This window comes from Paenibacillus sp. FSL R5-0908, from assembly GCF_038006245.1.
GTDB classification, from domain to species: domain Bacteria; phylum Bacillota; class Bacilli; order Paenibacillales; family Paenibacillaceae; genus Paenibacillus_AQ; species Paenibacillus_AQ odorifer.
On record NZ_JBBOUV010000001.1, the window covers coordinates 6,286,949 to 6,305,322 of the forward strand.

Here is an 18,374-nt window from a genome sequence, read left to right on the forward strand (position 1 = left end):
AATATATATTTGACTTGTTTCGGCAATAATAATAGACTGAAAATAATTGAATTTTCATTCACCCTATTCATAATAACTCGCAAATAACCGCTCTAGAGCAGTCTTTTTCTCAAATTTCAACGATTTAGCGGAGGGTGGCTTTATTACCTATGAATATCAAAATGATTGCCGAAATGGCCGGCGTTTCTGTCTCGACTGTTTCGAAAATTATGAACAATTACAGTGATGTTTCCGAAAAAACCAAGCAAAGAGTTTTGGAGATCATCGAACAAACCGGATATTCACCTTCCAACTCCGCCAAGACACTCGCAACTAAGAAGTCGAATCTGATCGGGGTTATTTTTGCTGGCGAGCTTAATGTCGAATTTACACATCCCTTTTTCGTAGAAGTGCTAAATTCCTTTAAAAAGCAGATGGGCGTTCTGGGCTACGATCTCATATTCTTTTCCAACGAGAAATTCATCAGCAGCGGCGATTATTTCGCTCGATCTGTTCATTTTAATGTGGATGGATGTGTCATTATTTCCGGGCAAAAGATGGAGCCTACCATCCGCGATCTGGATATGAGCAGTATTCCTTGTATCGGGGTCGACCTCGAGCTAAAAGGCAAAAAATCCGGCTTTGTGATGTCGGATAACTTTCAGGTTTCTTCCAAGGTCGTGGAGCATTTTTATCTACTTGGCTATAGAGAGCTTGGATTTATCGGAAGTGCAGCGGATTCAGATATTTCCAACCTCCGGGAATCCGGATATGTAAAAGCTATTGAAAGCTTCGGCCTCACTTTGAACCGTCAGTGGTTTGTTCATGGCGATGATTTCTTTGAGCCCAGCGGTTATACGGCTATGCAGCAATTAATTCAAGCCGGAAATTTACCAAAAGCCATTTTTGCGGCTTCTGATTTGCTGGCTCTGGGAGCCATCCGGGCTTTGAAAGAACACGGCCTCAGCGTTCCTGAAGATATTGCCATTATCGGTTGTGACGACATTGAAGCCTGTAAATATACCAGTCCAAAACTGTCGACCATCCGCCAGAACAAAGAACGGCTTGGCATCCTCGCTGCCCATATGCTCTATGACTTGATTAACAATCAGTCTGGTGGTGGATCATTTGTAGTGGAGCCTGTGCTTATTGTACGTGAATCCTGTGGCAGCCAATTAAATACTCAGTAATCAACAAAAAAAAGACAACAGCCAATGTAAGCGGGTTTCCGCAAACGGCGTTGTCTTTTTATTCATTAACCGAAACGTTTCGTTATAGATTAATTGGACATCAACTCTCCAAACTCCACCTCTTAATATGGAGTAGGTATCCCTACTTGATGATCCAAATTCAACTCAATCAGTTGTCCAGCCTGGGTCAATCCGGCACCAAAACCATACATCAGGATCTTTTGTCCATTTTGTACTTTGCCCTCGCGGATGCCCAAATCGAGTGCTAAAGGAATCGTGGCAGCAGAAGTATTGCCGAAATTCACAAGACTGTGCAGCACCTGCTCCAGTGGATAATTTAGTCGCTCACAAATTGGCTCAATCATACGCATATTAGCGCTGTGTGGAATAAACCAGTCTACTTCCTCCAGAGTTACCTCCGCTTTTTCAAGCAGCTGTTGCACACCTAAAGGAACCGTTCTGACCGCCCAGCGAAACACTTCTCGTCCGTTCTGTACCAGCATTTGTGTATCTACCAGCTCAATATTGTTTACAGTATGGGCAAGCCCCGTACGGTAAACATGATGTGCCCCACCGCCATCACTTGCCAGCTGAAAGCCTAAAAATCCCGTCGTCTGCTCATCACTTTCCACAAGCACTGCTCCAGCGCCATCCCCAAAAAGAATACATGTACTGCGGTCAGTATAATCCGTAATCTTGGAGATCGTATCCGCACCAATAACCAGTACCTTGCGATGCATTCCTGAAGCCACATAACTGTGAGCAGTATGCAGTGCATAGACAAAACCTGCGCATGCTGCACTCAAATCCATAGCACCAGCAGTCTGCGGAATGTTAAAACGATTTTGAATCAAAGAAGCTACTGAGGGAAAGGAAAAGTCAGGTGTACTCGTAGCTACCAGGACCATATCGACATCCTGAACGCTTTTTCCATAACGAGTCATAAGATCCTGCACAGCTGCTGCACATAAATCACTTGTATACTCATCCTGCCGACTAATTCGGCGCTCACGGATTCCGGTCCGTTGCACAATCCATTCATTATTTGTATCTACGATCTGCTCCAGATCGGCATTAGTCAGTCTTTTGGCTGGGACATAGGTTCCGATAGCGGTAATTTTTGCACCTGTCATTCCAATCACCTCTTCAATTAGTATCTGATATTAGTACTTGGTACTAATTATAACTCTGTACCTGCTAAAAAGTAAAGAAGGCCGGTAAAGCATCCTAGCTTCCCGGCACTTCCTAAACCTTACGAATCCACTTAGAAACGTTTTCTATTACGCTGCTTTCTTTTTCTGACGAACAATATAATCGCAGTTACAATAACCACCACTAAAATGATAAGCACAATCACGATATTCCATACATTAGGCACATAAACCTGCATTTGAATTGGCTCTGTATCCGCTAGTGTAACATTCCAACTAAGGGTTCTGCCGTCCTCCACATTTGCATTATTGTCTCCATATAAATCCACAGGTAACGTTAATTTAAAGTCAAAAGCCATGTTTTGCAAAAACGCCCGAATAATCGGCTTCGATAAGCTGAGCGATCCCATATTATCCATTATGGTGTCTATGTAGCTATTTAATTTGGGCTTCGCCTCAACATCATATTTGGTATAAAACCAATAATCTTTGGTATCTAATTTCAGGTCCACAATATCCAAGTCACCAGAGAGTGCTTTCATATCCTCAAAAGAGGCATAAGATTTCATGAATTCATAAACTGTGGATTTTCCATCTTGGCTTTTCTCTAGCTCAATCCCCTGATCCTTAAGTTTGTTTACCAGAGCATCTTCCATTTTTCCGCTAATCAACGCTTCTGCACGCGAATTCACTTTCATATTCACTGCAAAATCTACGCTTCCATTCTTATTCACTGTGACATGCGCTGTTCCTTTAGAACAGCCTGATAATAATACAAGCATTAAGAGCAGCCCTAGTAACGAAAACCCTCTCCATTTTGACAACAACATTTCCCTCAAACCCTTCACTGACATGTATTTATATAACGGCTACCCATTCTATAAAGGCTACCTCATTTATATCATAGAATCAAACTCTATATGAATGAATAATCAAATTTGAGGACCGTCAAACTTAAACTGTATACGCGCATAAAAAAGAGGCCCTCATAGAAGTAATCATTTCTACTCATGAGGTAACCTCTTTCAAAAAAACATCACACGTAATGTTACTTCGAACGCTAGTTGTTCTTACGATGCTCAGTGTTACTTGGAGTGCTTATTGTTACTCAAGATGCTTAATGTTACCTGAAGTGCTCGACGTTTCTCGGGATGCTTAATGTTACTTGAAGTGCTCGACGTTACTCGGGATGCTTAATGTTACTTGAAGTGCTCGACGTTACTCGGGATGCTTAATGTTACTTGAAGTGCTCGACGTTACTCGGGATGCTTAATGTTACTTGAACTGCTTAATGTTGCTTGGGTGCACGGTGTTACTTAGACTTTCAAAGTTGCTTTCGGACCTCAGAGCCGCTATTTCCGCACAAACACCTCTTTTCATGAGCTATCGGACTCCAGAGTCACTATTGCCTCAAAATCACCCCATTATGAGCCAATTTATGGGGAATAGCGCCTCTCCAGTCCGAAACTATCCAAAAAAGGCCCTAAACCGGCAAATAGCTGCAGCTGAGTCCGAAAGCACAACGCCAGACCTCCCGTAACCGCCCTACTGCCCCTAAACTAATCAATTTTCGAGCCGCAGAGTTGCTCTATGTTTAATCGGGATGATCATTGTTACTTGGAGTGCTCATCATTACCTAGAGTGCTCGACGTTACTCAAGATGCTGAATGTTACTTAGACTTTCAAAGTCGCTTTCGGACTCCAGAGCCGTTATTTCCGCACAAACGCCTCTTTTCATGAGCTTTCGGACTCCAGAGTCACTATTGCCGCAAAATCACCCCATTATGAGCCAATTTACGAGGAATAGCGCCTCTCCAGTCCGAAACTATCCAAAAAAGGCCCTAAACCGGCAAATAGCTGCAGCTGAGTCCGAAAGCACACCGACCCGCCCGCGAGCACCCTACTACCGCCCCTAACCACCCTACTGCCACCCTACTGCCGCCCGCAACCGCCCCACTACCGCCCTCACAACCACCCTACTACCGCCCGCAACCGCCCCACTACCGCCCTCCCACAGCCGCCCTACTATCACACTACTGCAGCACTACTACCACCTATTCCGCACTACTGCAACAACAAAAACACTACTCAGCAAACAACGTCCTACTCTAAAACTACTCCATTGCCCATCAAGCTAGGCTTATAGAGTCCCGCTTATGTGGTTAGCGAGGCGCTTCTTTTCCCCGCTCCATGTAGTGAGGCATTCTCTTCACACAAGCCGATGTCCGCTTGGCGGAGAACCTTTCGCCCCCTCCAGCGCGCCAAAACAAGCAAACCTCTCACCAATTCATCGGCTATCATACAACAATAGATACCCATGAGTCCCCAGCCGACGCCGATTCCTAACCAATAGGAGCAGCCCACGCCAATGAGGGACATAGACACAATAGAAGTATACATCGTATAACGCGTATCCCCGATGGCATTCAGCGCGTTGCCGAGGGCCATATTCAGCATTTTGGAGGGCTGGAGCAATAGATTTAGAGCTAACAAAGAAACCCCGATCGCAATAATCTTCGGATCAGATGTGAAATAACCGAGCAGCTGTTTTCCAAACAGGAATAGTAACATCATGTTAGCTGACACAATGCTCAAACCAATGAAGAGTGTACGATATGCACTGCGATAAGCTTCTTTCAGTTTGCCTGCTCCGAATAAATGAGCAATCTGTATCTGCCCCGCCAGCGCAAAAGCATAACCAAGCGTGAAGCAAAAGGACTCCAAGGTGTTAAGATACGTGCGTGCTGCTAACGCTTCGGCTCCAAGTGCAGCCAGAAAGGAATATACAATAAGCTGGGAGAATACCCAACAGGAAGAATTGATCCCAAGAGGCCAGGCAATCTTCAGGATTTGCTTGAACAGCTTGCCATTGAATATGCGGAAATCTCTAAGTCTAACCTTGATCTCGAAAGAACGCCGGAATAGGGAGTAGAGAATAATCACTCCGACCAGTCTGCTGACAATACTGGAGATCGCGATGCCCGCAAGGCCTAGCTGTGGCAGACCGAATACACCAAATATAAAAATATAGTTCAGAATTATATGAATCACGTTGATGATGATCCCTGTGTACATCGGCCCTTTGGTATTCCCTGTGTTCCGGATAGCGGTACCGAGGGAAGCGATCATCCCGACCATAAAAAGTCCGCCTCCGACGTAGGAGATATACACATTGGAAAGTGACAATAGCTCAGGTGCTATATTTAGAACCCCACCAATAGGGCCCGCATAGAAAAACAAGACAATACTCACGACAATCCCCAACACGAGGCTAACCGATACTCCCATAATAGCAATCGTGCGCGCTTCACCAAAACGTTTGGAGCCCATTCTCTGTGCAATCAGAATCCCCGCTCCACCCGCAAATGTTGTAAAAAGTGTGGTCAATGCACCGAACAATTGATTGGAAATGCCGACTACGGCGACTGCATCATCAGAGATACGGCTGACCATTAATGTATCTACCGTACCCAGCAGAGTCTGTAGAAATACCTCTATAAATATAGGCCAAGCCAATACCCAGAGTCCAAAACCCTGTCTTTCTTTTTTCACTATACAAACCCTCCTCGTAAACCATGCCTACAGACTTAGCCTAAAAAATAACATCTTTATTCATTAGGTCAGACTAAATTATAGATGATATACTTTGGATGATGGTACAGATTTCAAACCAATTATTACATTATTCCAACCTCACTTAAAGGAGCTTCTGACATGAACATCTTGAACTTCACCGTTCCTCCGTTGCTGTACTACATTGTAAGCGGATTCCATACTTTCTCCCCCGGCCATTATCATATGAGCCGCCATAATACCCGGGTGTTCGATTTGCTTGTAGTTAAACAAGGCTGTTTATATATGAGTGAGGGCGGTCTCCCTTTTCAAGTAAAAGCGGGTCAGGCGCTCTTGCTTCGTCCAGACAGCCATCATTTCAGTACGGACAGCTGCAAGGAATCCACCTCTTATTATTGGCTGCATTTTCAAACGGTGGGCGACTGGAATATGACCGAGGATACGGCTGCTGCGCTTGAGAAAGACAACGTCAAAATAGAGAACTCCCTGCAATCTGACGAATTTGATATCCGGCCATTTAGCTTACGCTTGCCTCAATATACAACTCTGCTGCAGCCGTCCAAGATGGAAGAGCTGCTCTCGCAGCTGAATCAGCTTGTGCCTAATTCCCATTTAAGCGATACTCCATTTCAGCAGCAGCTGTTGTTTCAGGAGGTTATTCAGCAGTTATCCGCCTCCCTCAGCCATGAGCGCCCCTCGCCCTCCAAAATATGTGCAGAGCAAGCGGCCTCCTATTTACGCAGCCATTTTCGTGAGCACATCACTGCGCAGCAGCTAGGGGAAAGCCTAAGCTTTCACCCTGTATATATCGCTCGTTGCATGAAGAAGGAATATGGCTGTGCGCCGATGGAATATCTGCTGCATTATCGGATTCAGCAAAGTAAACTTTTGCTGATGCAGACCAGCTACACGATTGCCCGTATAGCCGAGGAAGTCGGCTTCAATCAGGCGCCTTACTTCAGCTCCAGCTTTATTCGAATAGAAGGAACCACTCCACGGGAATTCCGCCAACGTTTCTCGTAAATCTGAGTACGTTAAAGAACACAAAAAAAGGGATGCTCCCCCCATTTGGCTTAGGGAACATCCCTTGCTGGTTTTTATTTTAAACCCTTCTCCTGCACATAAGCATCCCATTGCTTGATATATTCAGTCTGGATTTTTTCAAGGCCAGCTTGCTTAGCCTTTTCCATAAAGGTGGCTAAACCGGCATCAACATCCTCTACTAATCCAGCTTGCAATGGATACAGGTATTGCTTTTCCACCTGCTCTAGTGCTGCTTTTTCCGCCTGATAGGAGGTATAATCCTCAGCAAAACCCGTGAAAATATCCGGCTTCTGAATTTTGTCAAGCTCAGCGAAGATTTCCTTCACGCCGTCATAGGATTTATCAAACAACATGAACTCCGGATTCCGCCATGCCCAGCCATTCATTCCTTCGCGTGTAAAACCGTTTGTTGAAGCATCTCCAATAAGTTCATAATAGCCGTTCGCATCAATCTTATAGTTCTTTCCTTCCACACCGTATTGCGTCAGCTGATTATAACGTTTATCCATGACCATTTTTTCATAGAAGGCCAGCGCACGTTCAGGGTTCTTGCTGCTCTTCGGAATGGCGAAACCATTATGAATAGGATGAACTGGTGTTGCATAACCAATGGTATTGCCATAAGGATAGTAACCTAGATCCCAATCCGGATGTGCTGCTTTTACCTTCATCAACGTATCGTTGAAGCGAGTCGGATTATCTCCGAAGATACTTGCTGCCTTACCCGCGATAATCGGAGCCTGGATGGTATCCTTCAAGTTCAGGACGTTTTTGGAAATCAATCCGTTTTCCTGCCAGCGTCTCATCGTCAGCAGTTCTTCTTTATGTTCCTCCGAGCCCCAATAGAGATAAGCTTTTGAAGGATCATCGTACTTAATGCCAATACCGTAAGGCAGCGGACTGCCGACCTGTGAGGTGAGTGTAGAATATACATCATGAATGTTACCTCTTACGTCACTGTTAAAAGAAGCAGGCGACATCTGCGGTTCATTTTTCTTGATTCCTTCCATGTATGCTTCATAGCTAGCCAGATCTGTCGGCTGAGGCAGATTGTATTTCTTGCGCAGATCCTCACGCCATACGAAGCCGTTCGTTACATACTCCTTATAAGTCGCTGGAACGGTGTAAATCTTGCCATCAATCTTCACAGCATCCCACATTTCCTGTGGTACGAATTTCTGGAGCTCTAGGGCAGCTTTTGGCAGCAGATCATCTATAGCCAAAAAAGCTCCCTTTTTCGCATAAGCCTGATATTGTGTCCAGTCCGCAGTGAAGATCAGATCGATCGATTGACCCGACGACAGCAGCAGCTTATATTTCTGATCCCAATCTGTCCAGGTTGTATAGTTGAATTTAACGGTTGCATTCAGATCCTCTTCGGCCATTTTGTTAATTTCTGCTTCAATGCTTGAGAGGTCCTTCGGCGCATCGCCTAGCATATAGAATTGCAGCTCGACCTTTTTGGAAGTGTCCAGTCCGGTCTTCTCCTCAGTCCCTGCGTTCGTACTCTGTGCTGTGTTTCCTCCGCTATTGCTCTCTTTTACCGCCGCATTGTCCCCGTTTGCAGAATTAGAATTCCCCCCGCAGCCTGCCAGCAGCGTCAAGCCCAATACTGACGTAAGCAGAATAGACATGCGTTTGCCCCGTTGTTTATTCATCTGAATCCTCCCTTTTCACTATGCTTCTATGTTAGCCGACTGTACCTTAACCCGGTAGTGGGCAGGTTGCGGTTCTAACCTTTTACAGCGCCGATGGTTAAGCCTTTGACAAAATAACGCTGAACGAACGGGTACAGAAAAAGAATAGGTCCCGTCACGACAATTGCCATCGCCATTTTGGTAGACTCAGCAGGGACCTCCGTAGCCAGTGACACCCCGGTTCCCGCCCCCATCTGTGCGATAAACTGTGCTGAATTGATAACATTGTACAGATAGAACTGCAGCTGATATTTATGCGTATCATTGATGAACAGTGAAGAGGTGAACCAGTCATTCCAGTAATACAAAGCCAGAAATAAACCGACTGTAGCGATGCCCGGCATGGAAAGCTTGAGTACAATCTGCCAGTAAATCCGGAAATCACCGGCCCCGTCTATTTTGCCAGAATCGAATAATTCCTCAGGAACTGCTGATTTGATGAAGTTTTTCATTAAAATGATCAAAAATGGCGTCATCAGACCTGGAAGCACCAGTACCGCATAGGAATCCAGCAGACCGAGGTATTTCGTAATCATGATGTACCACGGGACAAGTCCTCCCCCAAACAAAGTCGTAAAGTATATATAGAAGGAAAAGCTATTTCGATATTTGAAATCTTTACGCGCCAGTACATAACCGGCCATAGTCATGAAAAAAAGTCCCATTACCGTTCCAATCGCAGTTGTGCTGACTGTGACCGCATATGCCCGCAGCACCTCATCCGGAAAGATGAACACCGTCTTGTAGCCCTCCAGTGAGAACTGTGCCGGAATCAGATGATAACCATCGCGAATAATGGACTCATTGCTGGTCAAAGACGCAGAGATAATTAGCAAAAAGGGCAGCAGGCAAGCGATCGACAGGCCAATAATGACCACATAAGCAATCCAATGAAGTGTTCGCGTATATTTATCCTTTTGAATTTTCATTTCTTATCCTCCTAGAACAGGGCGTAGTCATCGTTTATTTTGCGGATAATATAGTTGACCGTCATAATGAGGACGAAGCCGAACAAGGATTGATAAACCCCGGCAGCCGTTGCCATGCCCACATCAAAGGTTACTTTAAGCGAACGGTATACATAGGTATCAAGGATATCCGTCGTATTGTAGAGCAGCCCGTTATTGCCTATTAATTGATAAAAGAGATCGAACTGGCCCTTCATAATACTGCCGAGCGCAAAGAGCAGCAGCACCACAAAGGTTGATTTCAGCATCGGCACCGTTATATACCAAATCCGCTGGAAAATATTAGCGCCATCAATTTTGGCCGCTTCATAATATTCGTCACTAATCCCCGTAATCGCCGCCAGATAAATCACCATGCTGTAGCCAAGATTTTTCCATAGATAAAAGATAATGATCAGAAAGATCCATGCCCAAGGTTTACTGTAAACGTCGACCGGATCAAGGCCAAATTGGGTAAGCATTGTATTCAAGAAACCGCTGTCATAATTAAACAAGTTGTAGACAATTACGCTGAGAATTACAAAGGATACAAAGTAAGGCAGAAACATTACCGATTGGCTAATCTTTTTAAACCATTTGCCATTGAGCTCACTCAGCAGGATCGCACAGACAATTGCCAGCACATTTCCCAGTACAATAAAAGCAATATTGTATCCTATCGTGTTCATCGTGAGCTTTACCAGCGTACCGGATCTCCAGAGGAACTCGAAATTCTGTAATCCCACAAACTTGGAGTTGAACATGCTGCTGTTGAAGTCGAATTGAGTGAACGCATAATAGATGCCTACCATTGGAAAATAGGAATTCACTAGAAAAAAGATCAAGGTCGGCAGCAGCATCAGAAACATTACCCGATTATGTACCAGCTCATACAACAATCCTTTCTTCTTTCTTGTCGTTCGTAAGCGTGCTCTACCATCAGCCTGGATGCCAAGTTCGACGTTTGAAATTCCTTTGGATGAGGTTTGGCTCAAGATCTCTCACTCCCCTTAATATAGAAACTGCATAATTCCACTATAGGGGGATTGTTCTGAACACAGAAGTGAAGCTTACAAGCCTTACTGCACAAACTGGCGAAACAGGAACTGAACAATCAGGATGTTTATGTAAAAGTCTTCGGAGACCCACTGAGCTTCTCAAGCTTCGCTAACCCTGTATAATCCTTGTAGAAAAGGCTGTTTTGTACACGAATATTTAATTTGTTCACTCCCTTCAGATTGGAAAAATGCAGGATTCTAAGGTTGCTCCACTGTTCTGTTCACTCTTGGGGACTTATAATAAAGGAACTTCATAATATGAATTCATCCAGAGTCTTGTCCGAGTAAGTCATATGATGGTCAGGGGGGACGGTATGAAGAATAATGATCTACGTAGAAAAAGACTACTGTATGGCAAGCTGCTCACCACCATAACCCTGTGCATATCGTTAACCCTTCTTATCTCTACGTTTGTTTACTATACGTACTACATCGGCGTCGAGAAGACGCAAACCTTCCGCTCCGATCTAAGGGACCTGACCCAGACTGGCAAAAAAGTGGTCAACATGGCTGAAGTCGCGCAAACGCTTTCATTTCAACTGTATCGAACCAGCACGATTTCTCATCTGTTGTTCTACAACAAGCCTTCTATTTATGAGGTAACCGCGGCGATGTCCGATCTCGGAAACTACTTAAATTCCATGCCTTATATTGAATCCATCTATGTATATAATCCGAATAATGACACGGTTTATATTTCGGCAGCACAGGGCCAGAATGGCGTATTCACCACCCGCGAACTGGTGGACACTGAAATTATTCAGATGCTGAATCATTATCAGGATTACAAAGCATTTACGCCGATTCCGCGAACCTATTCCATAGATGAACCTGAGAAGAAAACCATCTCAGTCTATACTTACCTCTGCTATGATGCGATCAATTGGGACCGCTCTATTAACTCTGCAGTTATTGTTAACATATCCGCGGCTTGGATCAATAAAGAACTGGCTAACGGCAATACACCCGGTAGTGGCAGTACCTACATTTTGGATGACCAAGGCCGTTTTCTGTCGGGGAATAAGCTGACACTGGAGAAGCTCTCCGGGGATGAAAACAGTTGGCTCGAGCATCAAGTAAAAGCACGTTCTGCCGGCTATTTTACTGCCCCTTTTAGAGGGAATAAATCACTGGTGTCCTATACTTCGCCCGATTCGCTTGGCTGGCAATATGTGCGCATTACTCCTTATGAGGTGATTACCGAACAGACCAATCATATCCGCAATACTACACTTCTGATTTCTCTAATTATCCTATTGTTCGGTCTTGTTATTTCCAGGGTACTGTCCAAACGGCTTTATCTGCCGATTGATTCGATCGTAAGCCGAATGAACACCCTTGAGGCAGATAAACGCAACAGCATGTTCACGATCAGGCAGAATTCATTACGCAATCTGGTGCTTGGCATTAAATCTCCTCATAACAGCCGGCAAAATGATGTTCAACAGCTGGGTATTTCTTTTAATTTAAACGAGGGCTACCGGCTAGTATTACTACGCATTGATGAGTACGAAGCTCTGCGAAAGGAACGAGGCTCTTATCTCCTTCCGTACAAGTTTGCCATCATGAATATTGCCTCAGAGATCTGTGGACAGACTTATCAGGTGGAAACTGTAGATATGAATGACGATAGCGTGGTCATGTTGCTTAGCAGCATGACCTCCACTGAGCATCTGGATACCGAGCTGATTGAAGTGCTGCTGAGGCAGATCCGCGTGGCCTGCTGTGATTATCTAAAAATCGGACTGTCGTTAGTATACAGCCCTATCAGTGATAATCCAGATGTACTAAACCGGCTGTACAGTCAGGCCAGAGAAGCTTCCAAACATAGACTGTTTTATGGTCATGGCAGCTTGATCAATGCTGAGCGCATTAGCGAGCTTCATAACAATCTTTACTCCTACCCGGCTGACAGCGAGAAAAAGCTGGTCGATGCGCTCACAAGTGGCAGAACAGACGAAGCCCGCAGTCACTTCTCCGAAATGGTACGTGAAATGGAGCAATATCCCTATCATGTGCTGGAACTTACTGTTTCAAGGGTGACGCTAACGATTAAGCGAATTGTCGATAACATCAAGAAGCTTAGTCCTGCCTCCACCGAAGGGATAATGGTGATGCCTTCGCTTGAACATTATGAAACGATAGAAGAATTCGAGGCAGCTTTTTACCAGCTTTTCGATCATATTCAGGAATTCCAAGCGGATAAGCGCAGCTCCAAGCAAAGCGATCTAATCCGGCAAATCAACCAAACCATTCAGCAATCTTACATGGATCCTTGCTTGAGTCTGAACCAAATTGCCGATGAACTTAATATGTCTCCGATTTATGTCAGCAGACTTTATAAGCAGCAGACCCTAACCACTATTGTGGATGTCATCATGGAGGTACGGATGAAAGAAGTATGCCGCCTGCTTGTAGAGAGTAATTTGTCGGTATCGGATATTGCTGAAGTAACTGGCTTCACCAGCAGTTCTTATCTCCACCGGATGTTCAAACGCAACTTCAGCCTTACGCCAATAGAATTCAGACGGACCAAAAACAGTTCATAACATGAATCACCTATCCCCCAAAAAGAAGGGTGTTCCAGCAGCCATTACATTGGCTTTTGGAACACCCTTCGATACCCTATGAAATATTAAAATACCTTCGTAATATTTGCTTCATTCTCACCTGCAAGAATGGTGTATTCTTTGGTCAACAGATTAGCTTCAAGCTTCGCCACAGTGTTCTCATTTTTCCAAGTGATGTTCAGCTCATTCTCATTACCTTGTTCAATCTTGATCTCACCATTAAAAGCTGGACAGCTATTTCTGAATTTCAACAATGCGAACAGCTTTTGAACAACAGGACGTTGTACCTCAGCAGCAATTTCATCTTTAGAATAATAATGGCGGTTAATATTGCGTCCTTCTTTTGTGCTTTCGAGCAGCTCAATATCATTCTCGCCAGCGAATAGACCTACATAATAAATCTGTGGAATACCAGGGGCGAAGCACTGAATAGCTCTGGCCAAAAGATACGCCTGATCATCATTGCCAAGTGCAGAATAATAAGTGCAGTTAATTTGATAAATATCCAGATTATTATAAGCGGCGGAGCTGTATTTTTTCTTAACATTTGCTCCTTGGCTGTATAGGCTTTCTCTGGTCATTTCAGCCTCTTCGTCGGTCATCAGGTCCTTAACATCCACCACGCCGATGCCGTCATGCGTATCCAGGGTAGTGAATTGTTTTCTCGGACAGATTTCCAGCCAATGCGCAAGCCGATTTACTTTTCCACTATATAGAGCATGTAATACCAACATTGGCAGGGCGAAATCATAGACATAATAATCCTTGTCTGCAATCTTCAATTGAATGCTGTAATGCTCATGGATTTCCGGAAGAACAGTTACCCCATAAGGCTCCACTACTTTTTTAGACAAATTCAACATTTCCCAAATATCCGGTTCTACGAAAAAGCAGTTGGTACCCATCTTTTTGTTGGCATAGGCAAAAGCGTCCAGCCGGATAATCGAAGCTCCTTTATCAGCAAGGAAGGTCAGATTGTCTTTTACGAATTTCTTCGTAGTTTCCGTAGTCACGTCCAGATCGATCTGCTGCTCATCAAACGTACACCAAACTTTTTCCTTCGTCCCATCTTTAAAAGTAACCTCTACGTATGGCGCCCGCGGTTTACGTTTATAAATTAAATCCACATCAACCTCAGTTGGTTCACCGTTAGGCCAGAAATCCTTGTAACGAATAAATAAATCCTTGTATTGTGATGCATCCTTCTTCTCAAGGAAATCTTGAAAGTATGGAGACTGCTGTGAAACGTGATTGATCATGAAATCATACATCATGTAGAATTTCTCGCTCATCTGTTCGATTTCCGCCCAGTCGCCAAAAGCTGAGTCAACCTTGGTGTAATCCATCGGGGCAAATCCCCGGTCGCCCGAAGAGGGGTAAAACGGCAATAAATGAACCCCACCCACGACTCCTTGTAAGTGTGTATCCAGTACTTCGTTTAGTTCTTTTAAATTGTTTCCCATGCTATCTGCGTAAGTGATAAGCATAGCTTCATTTTTAATCTGCATATTGGCGTTCTCCTAACAAAATTGTTCTTCTCTAGAACATTTATTTAAAACCAATTTTATAGATGCGCAAATAATATGTCAAACGTTTTCATATAATTATATTCATATAATATAGACAAAATTATTGATATTTAATATTATATCTAAATATTTTGTGGTAACGTATAACATACCTATTATAACTATCAAAAACAATCTATGCTTTTACAATTGTTAGTCCCGATTAGTGTCAACAATCCAAGAAAGTTGTAGAATATAGATTAGAGCATTTTATGAAACGGGGATGAGGGTATGGCAAGTATAAAAGATGTTGCCAAGGAAGCGGGCGTTGCTGTAGCTACCGTGTCCAGAGTAATGAACAACCGGGGATATATCAGCAAAGAGACGCGTAAAAAAGTTGAACAAGCGATGGACGCCTTAGATTATCATCCTAATCAAATCGCCAGAGCCTTACAGAAGAATCAATCCTTTTTTATTGGGATTATTGTTCCAGATTCAAATCACCCTTTCTTTTCCGATCTCATCAAGTATGTTGAAATGAGTGCTAATGAAAAAAACTATAAATTGCTAATATGCAATTCTCTTGACGATCCTGAGAAAGAAGCCAACTATATTAGCATGCTCCGCCAGAATCAAGTAGATGGCATTATCATGTGCAGCCATACCATGAATATTGAAAGCTATAAAAAGGCCCCTTTCCCTATTGTCTCTTTTGACCGTTTTATTTCCTCCAATATCCCTTGTGTGGGATCGGATAATTACCGCGGTGGTGAGCTAGCTACCGAACATTTGATACAGCTGGGCTGTAAACGGTTGCTACATATCTCCGGCCCGCTAGATCTGGATATTCTAGCGAATCGTCGTCGGGATGCTTTTGTCATCACAAGTATGAAACATGGTGTAACTTACGATATTATCGAAGGCGCGCACAACAAGCTTACCTTTGATTATTTTTGGTCCTTTGTCACCGAAAATATCTCTCCGGCCCAACTTCGAGAATATGATGGAGTATTTTGCAGTAATGATATTGTGGCTTATGCTTTATACATTTATGCTGAACAGCAAGGCATTCGAGTGCCTGAGCAACTGAAAATCATCGGTTATGATTACCACAGCTTTACCCGCATGCTTCAGAGCCCTAAATTGACTACCATTATGCAACCTAGTGATCGGATCGGGGTCATGCTGACCAATACTCTCCTGCAAATGATCGAAAGTGCTGACGGAGAGCTAATCAACAACACTACTGTAGACGTAACTCTCATTAAAGGAGAGACTACTTAACGTATCTATTAAAAAGGTAGACTACCGTAATCAGCGGTGGCCTGCCTTTTTTGTATTGCTTCATTAATAAAGACTTTCAGGAATAACGGCTTTTTGGGCAATTATTGTAACAACTTCCACTTCTACGAATATGCTAATTGGGCAGGTTCCCATTTTTTAAAGGAATGAACAGGAGAAGTTCAAGGAGGAGATATAGAAATATGCCTGATTACAGACCATTTAAAAGCGATGCTATCCTAAACAAGCATGGAAGGATTAGCAGTCCTATTAGAAAGAGGGAGTGTAACGCACTATTAAAAATAGTCACTGATCTCTCTGCAGTGGTACCCCCCGTACTTACGACTCCCACAACACTTCATATTGCCAATCTCCAAAGAGTATTAAGAGAACTATTGGAATTCTTGCATACCTCTAAATTATGCAGCCCTTTTAGAACTGAGCTACTTTCTGTAGTAGAGATAACCATTGTATCGACCGAAGTTAATCCCTTTTCAGTCGTTAGCGTCGGCACCAATCTTCAACTGCTGTTAGCTGAGTTATTATCTTTTATTCTCGCCACGAAGATTGACTCTAACTGTAAAGATCAGTTGATTATTCAGATCAGACATATTCAAGCTTCTATTACACAAGCCATTGGATTGCCTATTAAAGGTGTGACTGGACCTCAAGGGCCACAGGGACCACAGGGACCTCAGGGGCCGCAAGGATCTCAGGGGGTTCCGGGAGCAACGGGAACTACAGGGGCAGGGCTGCAAGGAATTGTTGCTTTTAATCCTGCATTAAGCCCTACTTATCCTGCCGGTCAAGTAGTAACCTTCAATGGCAGTACTTATATAGCTACTGTTGCGGGACCAACGGGAACACCTGGAAGTTCACCAGATTATTTATTAATTGCTGGGGGCTCCACAGGCCCCCAAGGACCTCAAGGACCTCAAGGAACACCGGGACTTCAAGGACCTCAGGGGCCGCAAGGGGTAGGGCTGCAGGGGATTGTAATCTTTAATCCTGCACAAAGTCCTACTTATCCAGCAGGTCAAGTAGTAACCTTCAATGGCAGCACCTATATAGCTACCGTTTCTGGACCTACTGGAATACCTGGAAGTTCACCAGATTACTTGTTAATCGCTGGTGGTGCGATGGGACCTCAAGGACCACAGGGTCCGCAAGGGATTCAAGGGCCAACAGGTGCGCAAGGACCAGCGGGTCCAGGTGTAGGAGCAACTGGAGCAACTGGCTCGACGGGGGCTGCCGGCTTGGCGGGCCCTGCTGGTGCAACGGGCGCGACTGGGGACCCGGGCGCGGTCGGCGTTGCCGGAGCTACGGGTGCCACGGGTGATCCAGGTGCGGTCGGCGTTGCCGGAGCTACGGGTACTACGGGGGCGACTGGAGCGACCGGTGATCCGGGCGCGGTCGGCGTTGCCGGAGCTACCGGTGTAACGGGTGCCACGGGTGATCCGGGCGCGATCGGAGCTACTGGCATTACCGGAGTCACTGGTGCAACCGGTAACGGTGCAATTATTCCACTGGCATCCGGAGGACCTATTATTATGACCACGGTTTTAGGTGGTTTGGTTGGAACAACAAGCCTTGTAGGCTTCGGAAGTTCAGCTACAGGCATTTCGCTTGTTGGCGGTAATATTGATTTGACAGGTACTCTCCTTGGACCACTTATCAATTTTGCATTCTCAACTCCTCGAGCAGGAGTAATAACTTCCATTGCCGCTTACTTCAGTAATACCATAGCTTTATCGCTGCTTGGTACTACGATAAATGTAACAGCGCAATTGTACCAATCTGCCACACCAAATAACACATTTACTCCTATTCCAGGCGCAACCGTCCCACTTCCGCCTATCACCGGTACTATCAATTTAGGAACTTTTGTCAGCGGAATTACGAATGGTATCAATTTTGCTGTAACGCCACAGACACGTTTACTTATGGTATTCTCAGCCACTGCTACAGGCCTCACCCTTGTAAATACAGTCACTGGTTATGCAAGTGCTGGCTTTACGATTGTATAATCACTAAAACAAATATTAAAAAAGCATCTGCGATTCCTTTTGAAGGAGTGACAGATGCTTTTTTAGTAATATGCGGGTTCAACTTCTTGATCCTTCGGACTCAAATGCCGCTATTCGTTAATTTATCACTGTTTAGAGAGATTATCGGACCTGAGAGGCGCTATTGGGCAAGAATGGTGCTCATTTCCGTCTATTTTATACCAATAACGCCTATGGGGTCCTATAGCAACTCAAAAAGAGGAAAATGCTGCAGATAAGAGCGCCTGTGTCCGATAGCTACTCCGTTCACTGGAATTATTAGTCCATTCACTGGGATTCGCACTCCGTTTACTGAGATTCGTACTCCGTT

The 18,374-nt window shown here is 44.4% G+C and carries 12 protein-coding genes; 5 read left to right on the forward strand and 7 right to left on the reverse strand.

What is annotated here, in order from left to right; all coding sequences use genetic code 11:
- Nucleotides 1-149: 149 nt before the first annotated feature.
- A complete protein-coding gene (locus tag MKZ09_RS28475) occupies nucleotides 150-1,169 on the forward strand; it encodes a LacI family DNA-binding transcriptional regulator (RefSeq protein WP_076128026.1) in 1,020 nt (339 codons plus the stop codon).
- 122 nt (nucleotides 1,170-1,291) lie between these two features.
- On the opposite strand, the gene MKZ09_RS28480 is transcribed toward MKZ09_RS28475, so the two are convergent.
- The 3 genes from MKZ09_RS28480 to MKZ09_RS28490 all read right to left on the reverse strand — a co-directional run bounded on the left by MKZ09_RS28480 (nucleotide 1,292) and on the right by MKZ09_RS28490 (nucleotide 5,875).
- Nucleotides 1,292-2,302 (reverse strand): ketoacyl-ACP synthase III, encoded by a 1,011-nt coding sequence (locus tag MKZ09_RS28480; protein ID WP_076134153.1) that lies wholly within the window; start codon nucleotides 2,300-2,302, stop codon nucleotides 1,292-1,294.
- Nucleotides 2,303-2,433: 131 nt separating this feature from the next.
- Entirely contained in the window at nucleotides 2,434-3,150 is a 717-nt protein-coding gene (locus MKZ09_RS28485; RefSeq protein ID WP_341041586.1) for a hypothetical protein, read from the reverse strand.
- A gap of 1,324 nt (nucleotides 3,151-4,474) precedes the next feature.
- Nucleotides 4,475-5,875: an MATE family efflux transporter gene (locus MKZ09_RS28490; protein WP_076134150.1), complete on the reverse strand. Its 1,401-nt coding sequence runs from the start codon at nucleotides 5,873-5,875 to the stop codon at nucleotides 4,475-4,477.
- Between the two features lie 159 nt (nucleotides 5,876-6,034).
- On the opposite strand from MKZ09_RS28490, the gene MKZ09_RS28495 reads away from it, so the two are divergent.
- Nucleotides 6,035-6,916, forward strand: coding sequence for an AraC family transcriptional regulator (locus tag MKZ09_RS28495; RefSeq protein ID WP_076206983.1), 882 nt, complete (start codon nucleotides 6,035-6,037; stop codon nucleotides 6,914-6,916).
- A 74-nt stretch (nucleotides 6,917-6,990) separates the two neighbouring features.
- On the opposite strand, the gene MKZ09_RS28500 is transcribed toward MKZ09_RS28495, so the two are convergent.
- From MKZ09_RS28500 to MKZ09_RS28510, 3 genes are all read right to left on the reverse strand, one after another.
- Nucleotides 6,991-8,601, reverse strand: coding sequence for an extracellular solute-binding protein (locus MKZ09_RS28500; protein ID WP_143767356.1), 1,611 nt, complete (start codon nucleotides 8,599-8,601; stop codon nucleotides 6,991-6,993).
- A 68-nt stretch (nucleotides 8,602-8,669) separates the two neighbouring features.
- A complete protein-coding gene (locus MKZ09_RS28505) occupies nucleotides 8,670-9,563 on the reverse strand; it encodes a carbohydrate ABC transporter permease (RefSeq protein WP_076206978.1) in 894 nt (297 codons plus the stop codon).
- Between the two features lie 11 nt (nucleotides 9,564-9,574).
- Nucleotides 9,575-10,450, reverse strand: a complete 876-nt coding sequence (locus MKZ09_RS28510; protein WP_094903677.1) for an ABC transporter permease — start codon at nucleotides 10,448-10,450, stop codon at nucleotides 9,575-9,577.
- A 503-nt stretch (nucleotides 10,451-10,953) separates the two neighbouring features.
- Here MKZ09_RS28510 and MKZ09_RS28515 point away from each other — a divergent pair.
- The gene (locus MKZ09_RS28515; RefSeq protein WP_076206976.1) at nucleotides 10,954-13,188 is read left to right on the forward strand and encodes an AraC family transcriptional regulator; all 2,235 of its coding nucleotides are present in this window, start codon (nucleotides 10,954-10,956) and stop codon (nucleotides 13,186-13,188) included.
- 86 nt (nucleotides 13,189-13,274) lie between these two features.
- Here the strand turns inward: MKZ09_RS28515 and gtfA are convergent, their stop codons facing one another.
- Nucleotides 13,275-14,717 carry a sucrose phosphorylase gene (gene gtfA, locus MKZ09_RS28520; RefSeq protein ID WP_076206973.1) on the reverse strand — a complete coding sequence of 481 codons (1,443 nt, stop codon included), beginning with the start codon at nucleotides 14,715-14,717 and terminating at the stop codon, nucleotides 13,275-13,277.
- A 291-nt stretch (nucleotides 14,718-15,008) separates the two neighbouring features.
- Between gtfA and MKZ09_RS28525 the strand changes: the two genes are divergently transcribed.
- Nucleotides 15,009-16,001, forward strand: a complete 993-nt coding sequence (locus MKZ09_RS28525) for a LacI family DNA-binding transcriptional regulator (RefSeq protein WP_076206970.1) — start codon at nucleotides 15,009-15,011, stop codon at nucleotides 15,999-16,001.
- A 200-nt stretch (nucleotides 16,002-16,201) separates the two neighbouring features.
- On the forward strand, nucleotides 16,202-18,025 hold the full coding sequence (locus MKZ09_RS28530) for an exosporium glycoprotein BclB-related protein (RefSeq protein WP_081394345.1): 1,824 nt from the start codon (nucleotides 16,202-16,204) through the stop codon (nucleotides 18,023-18,025).
- The last annotated feature ends 349 nt before the right edge of the window (nucleotides 18,026-18,374 follow it).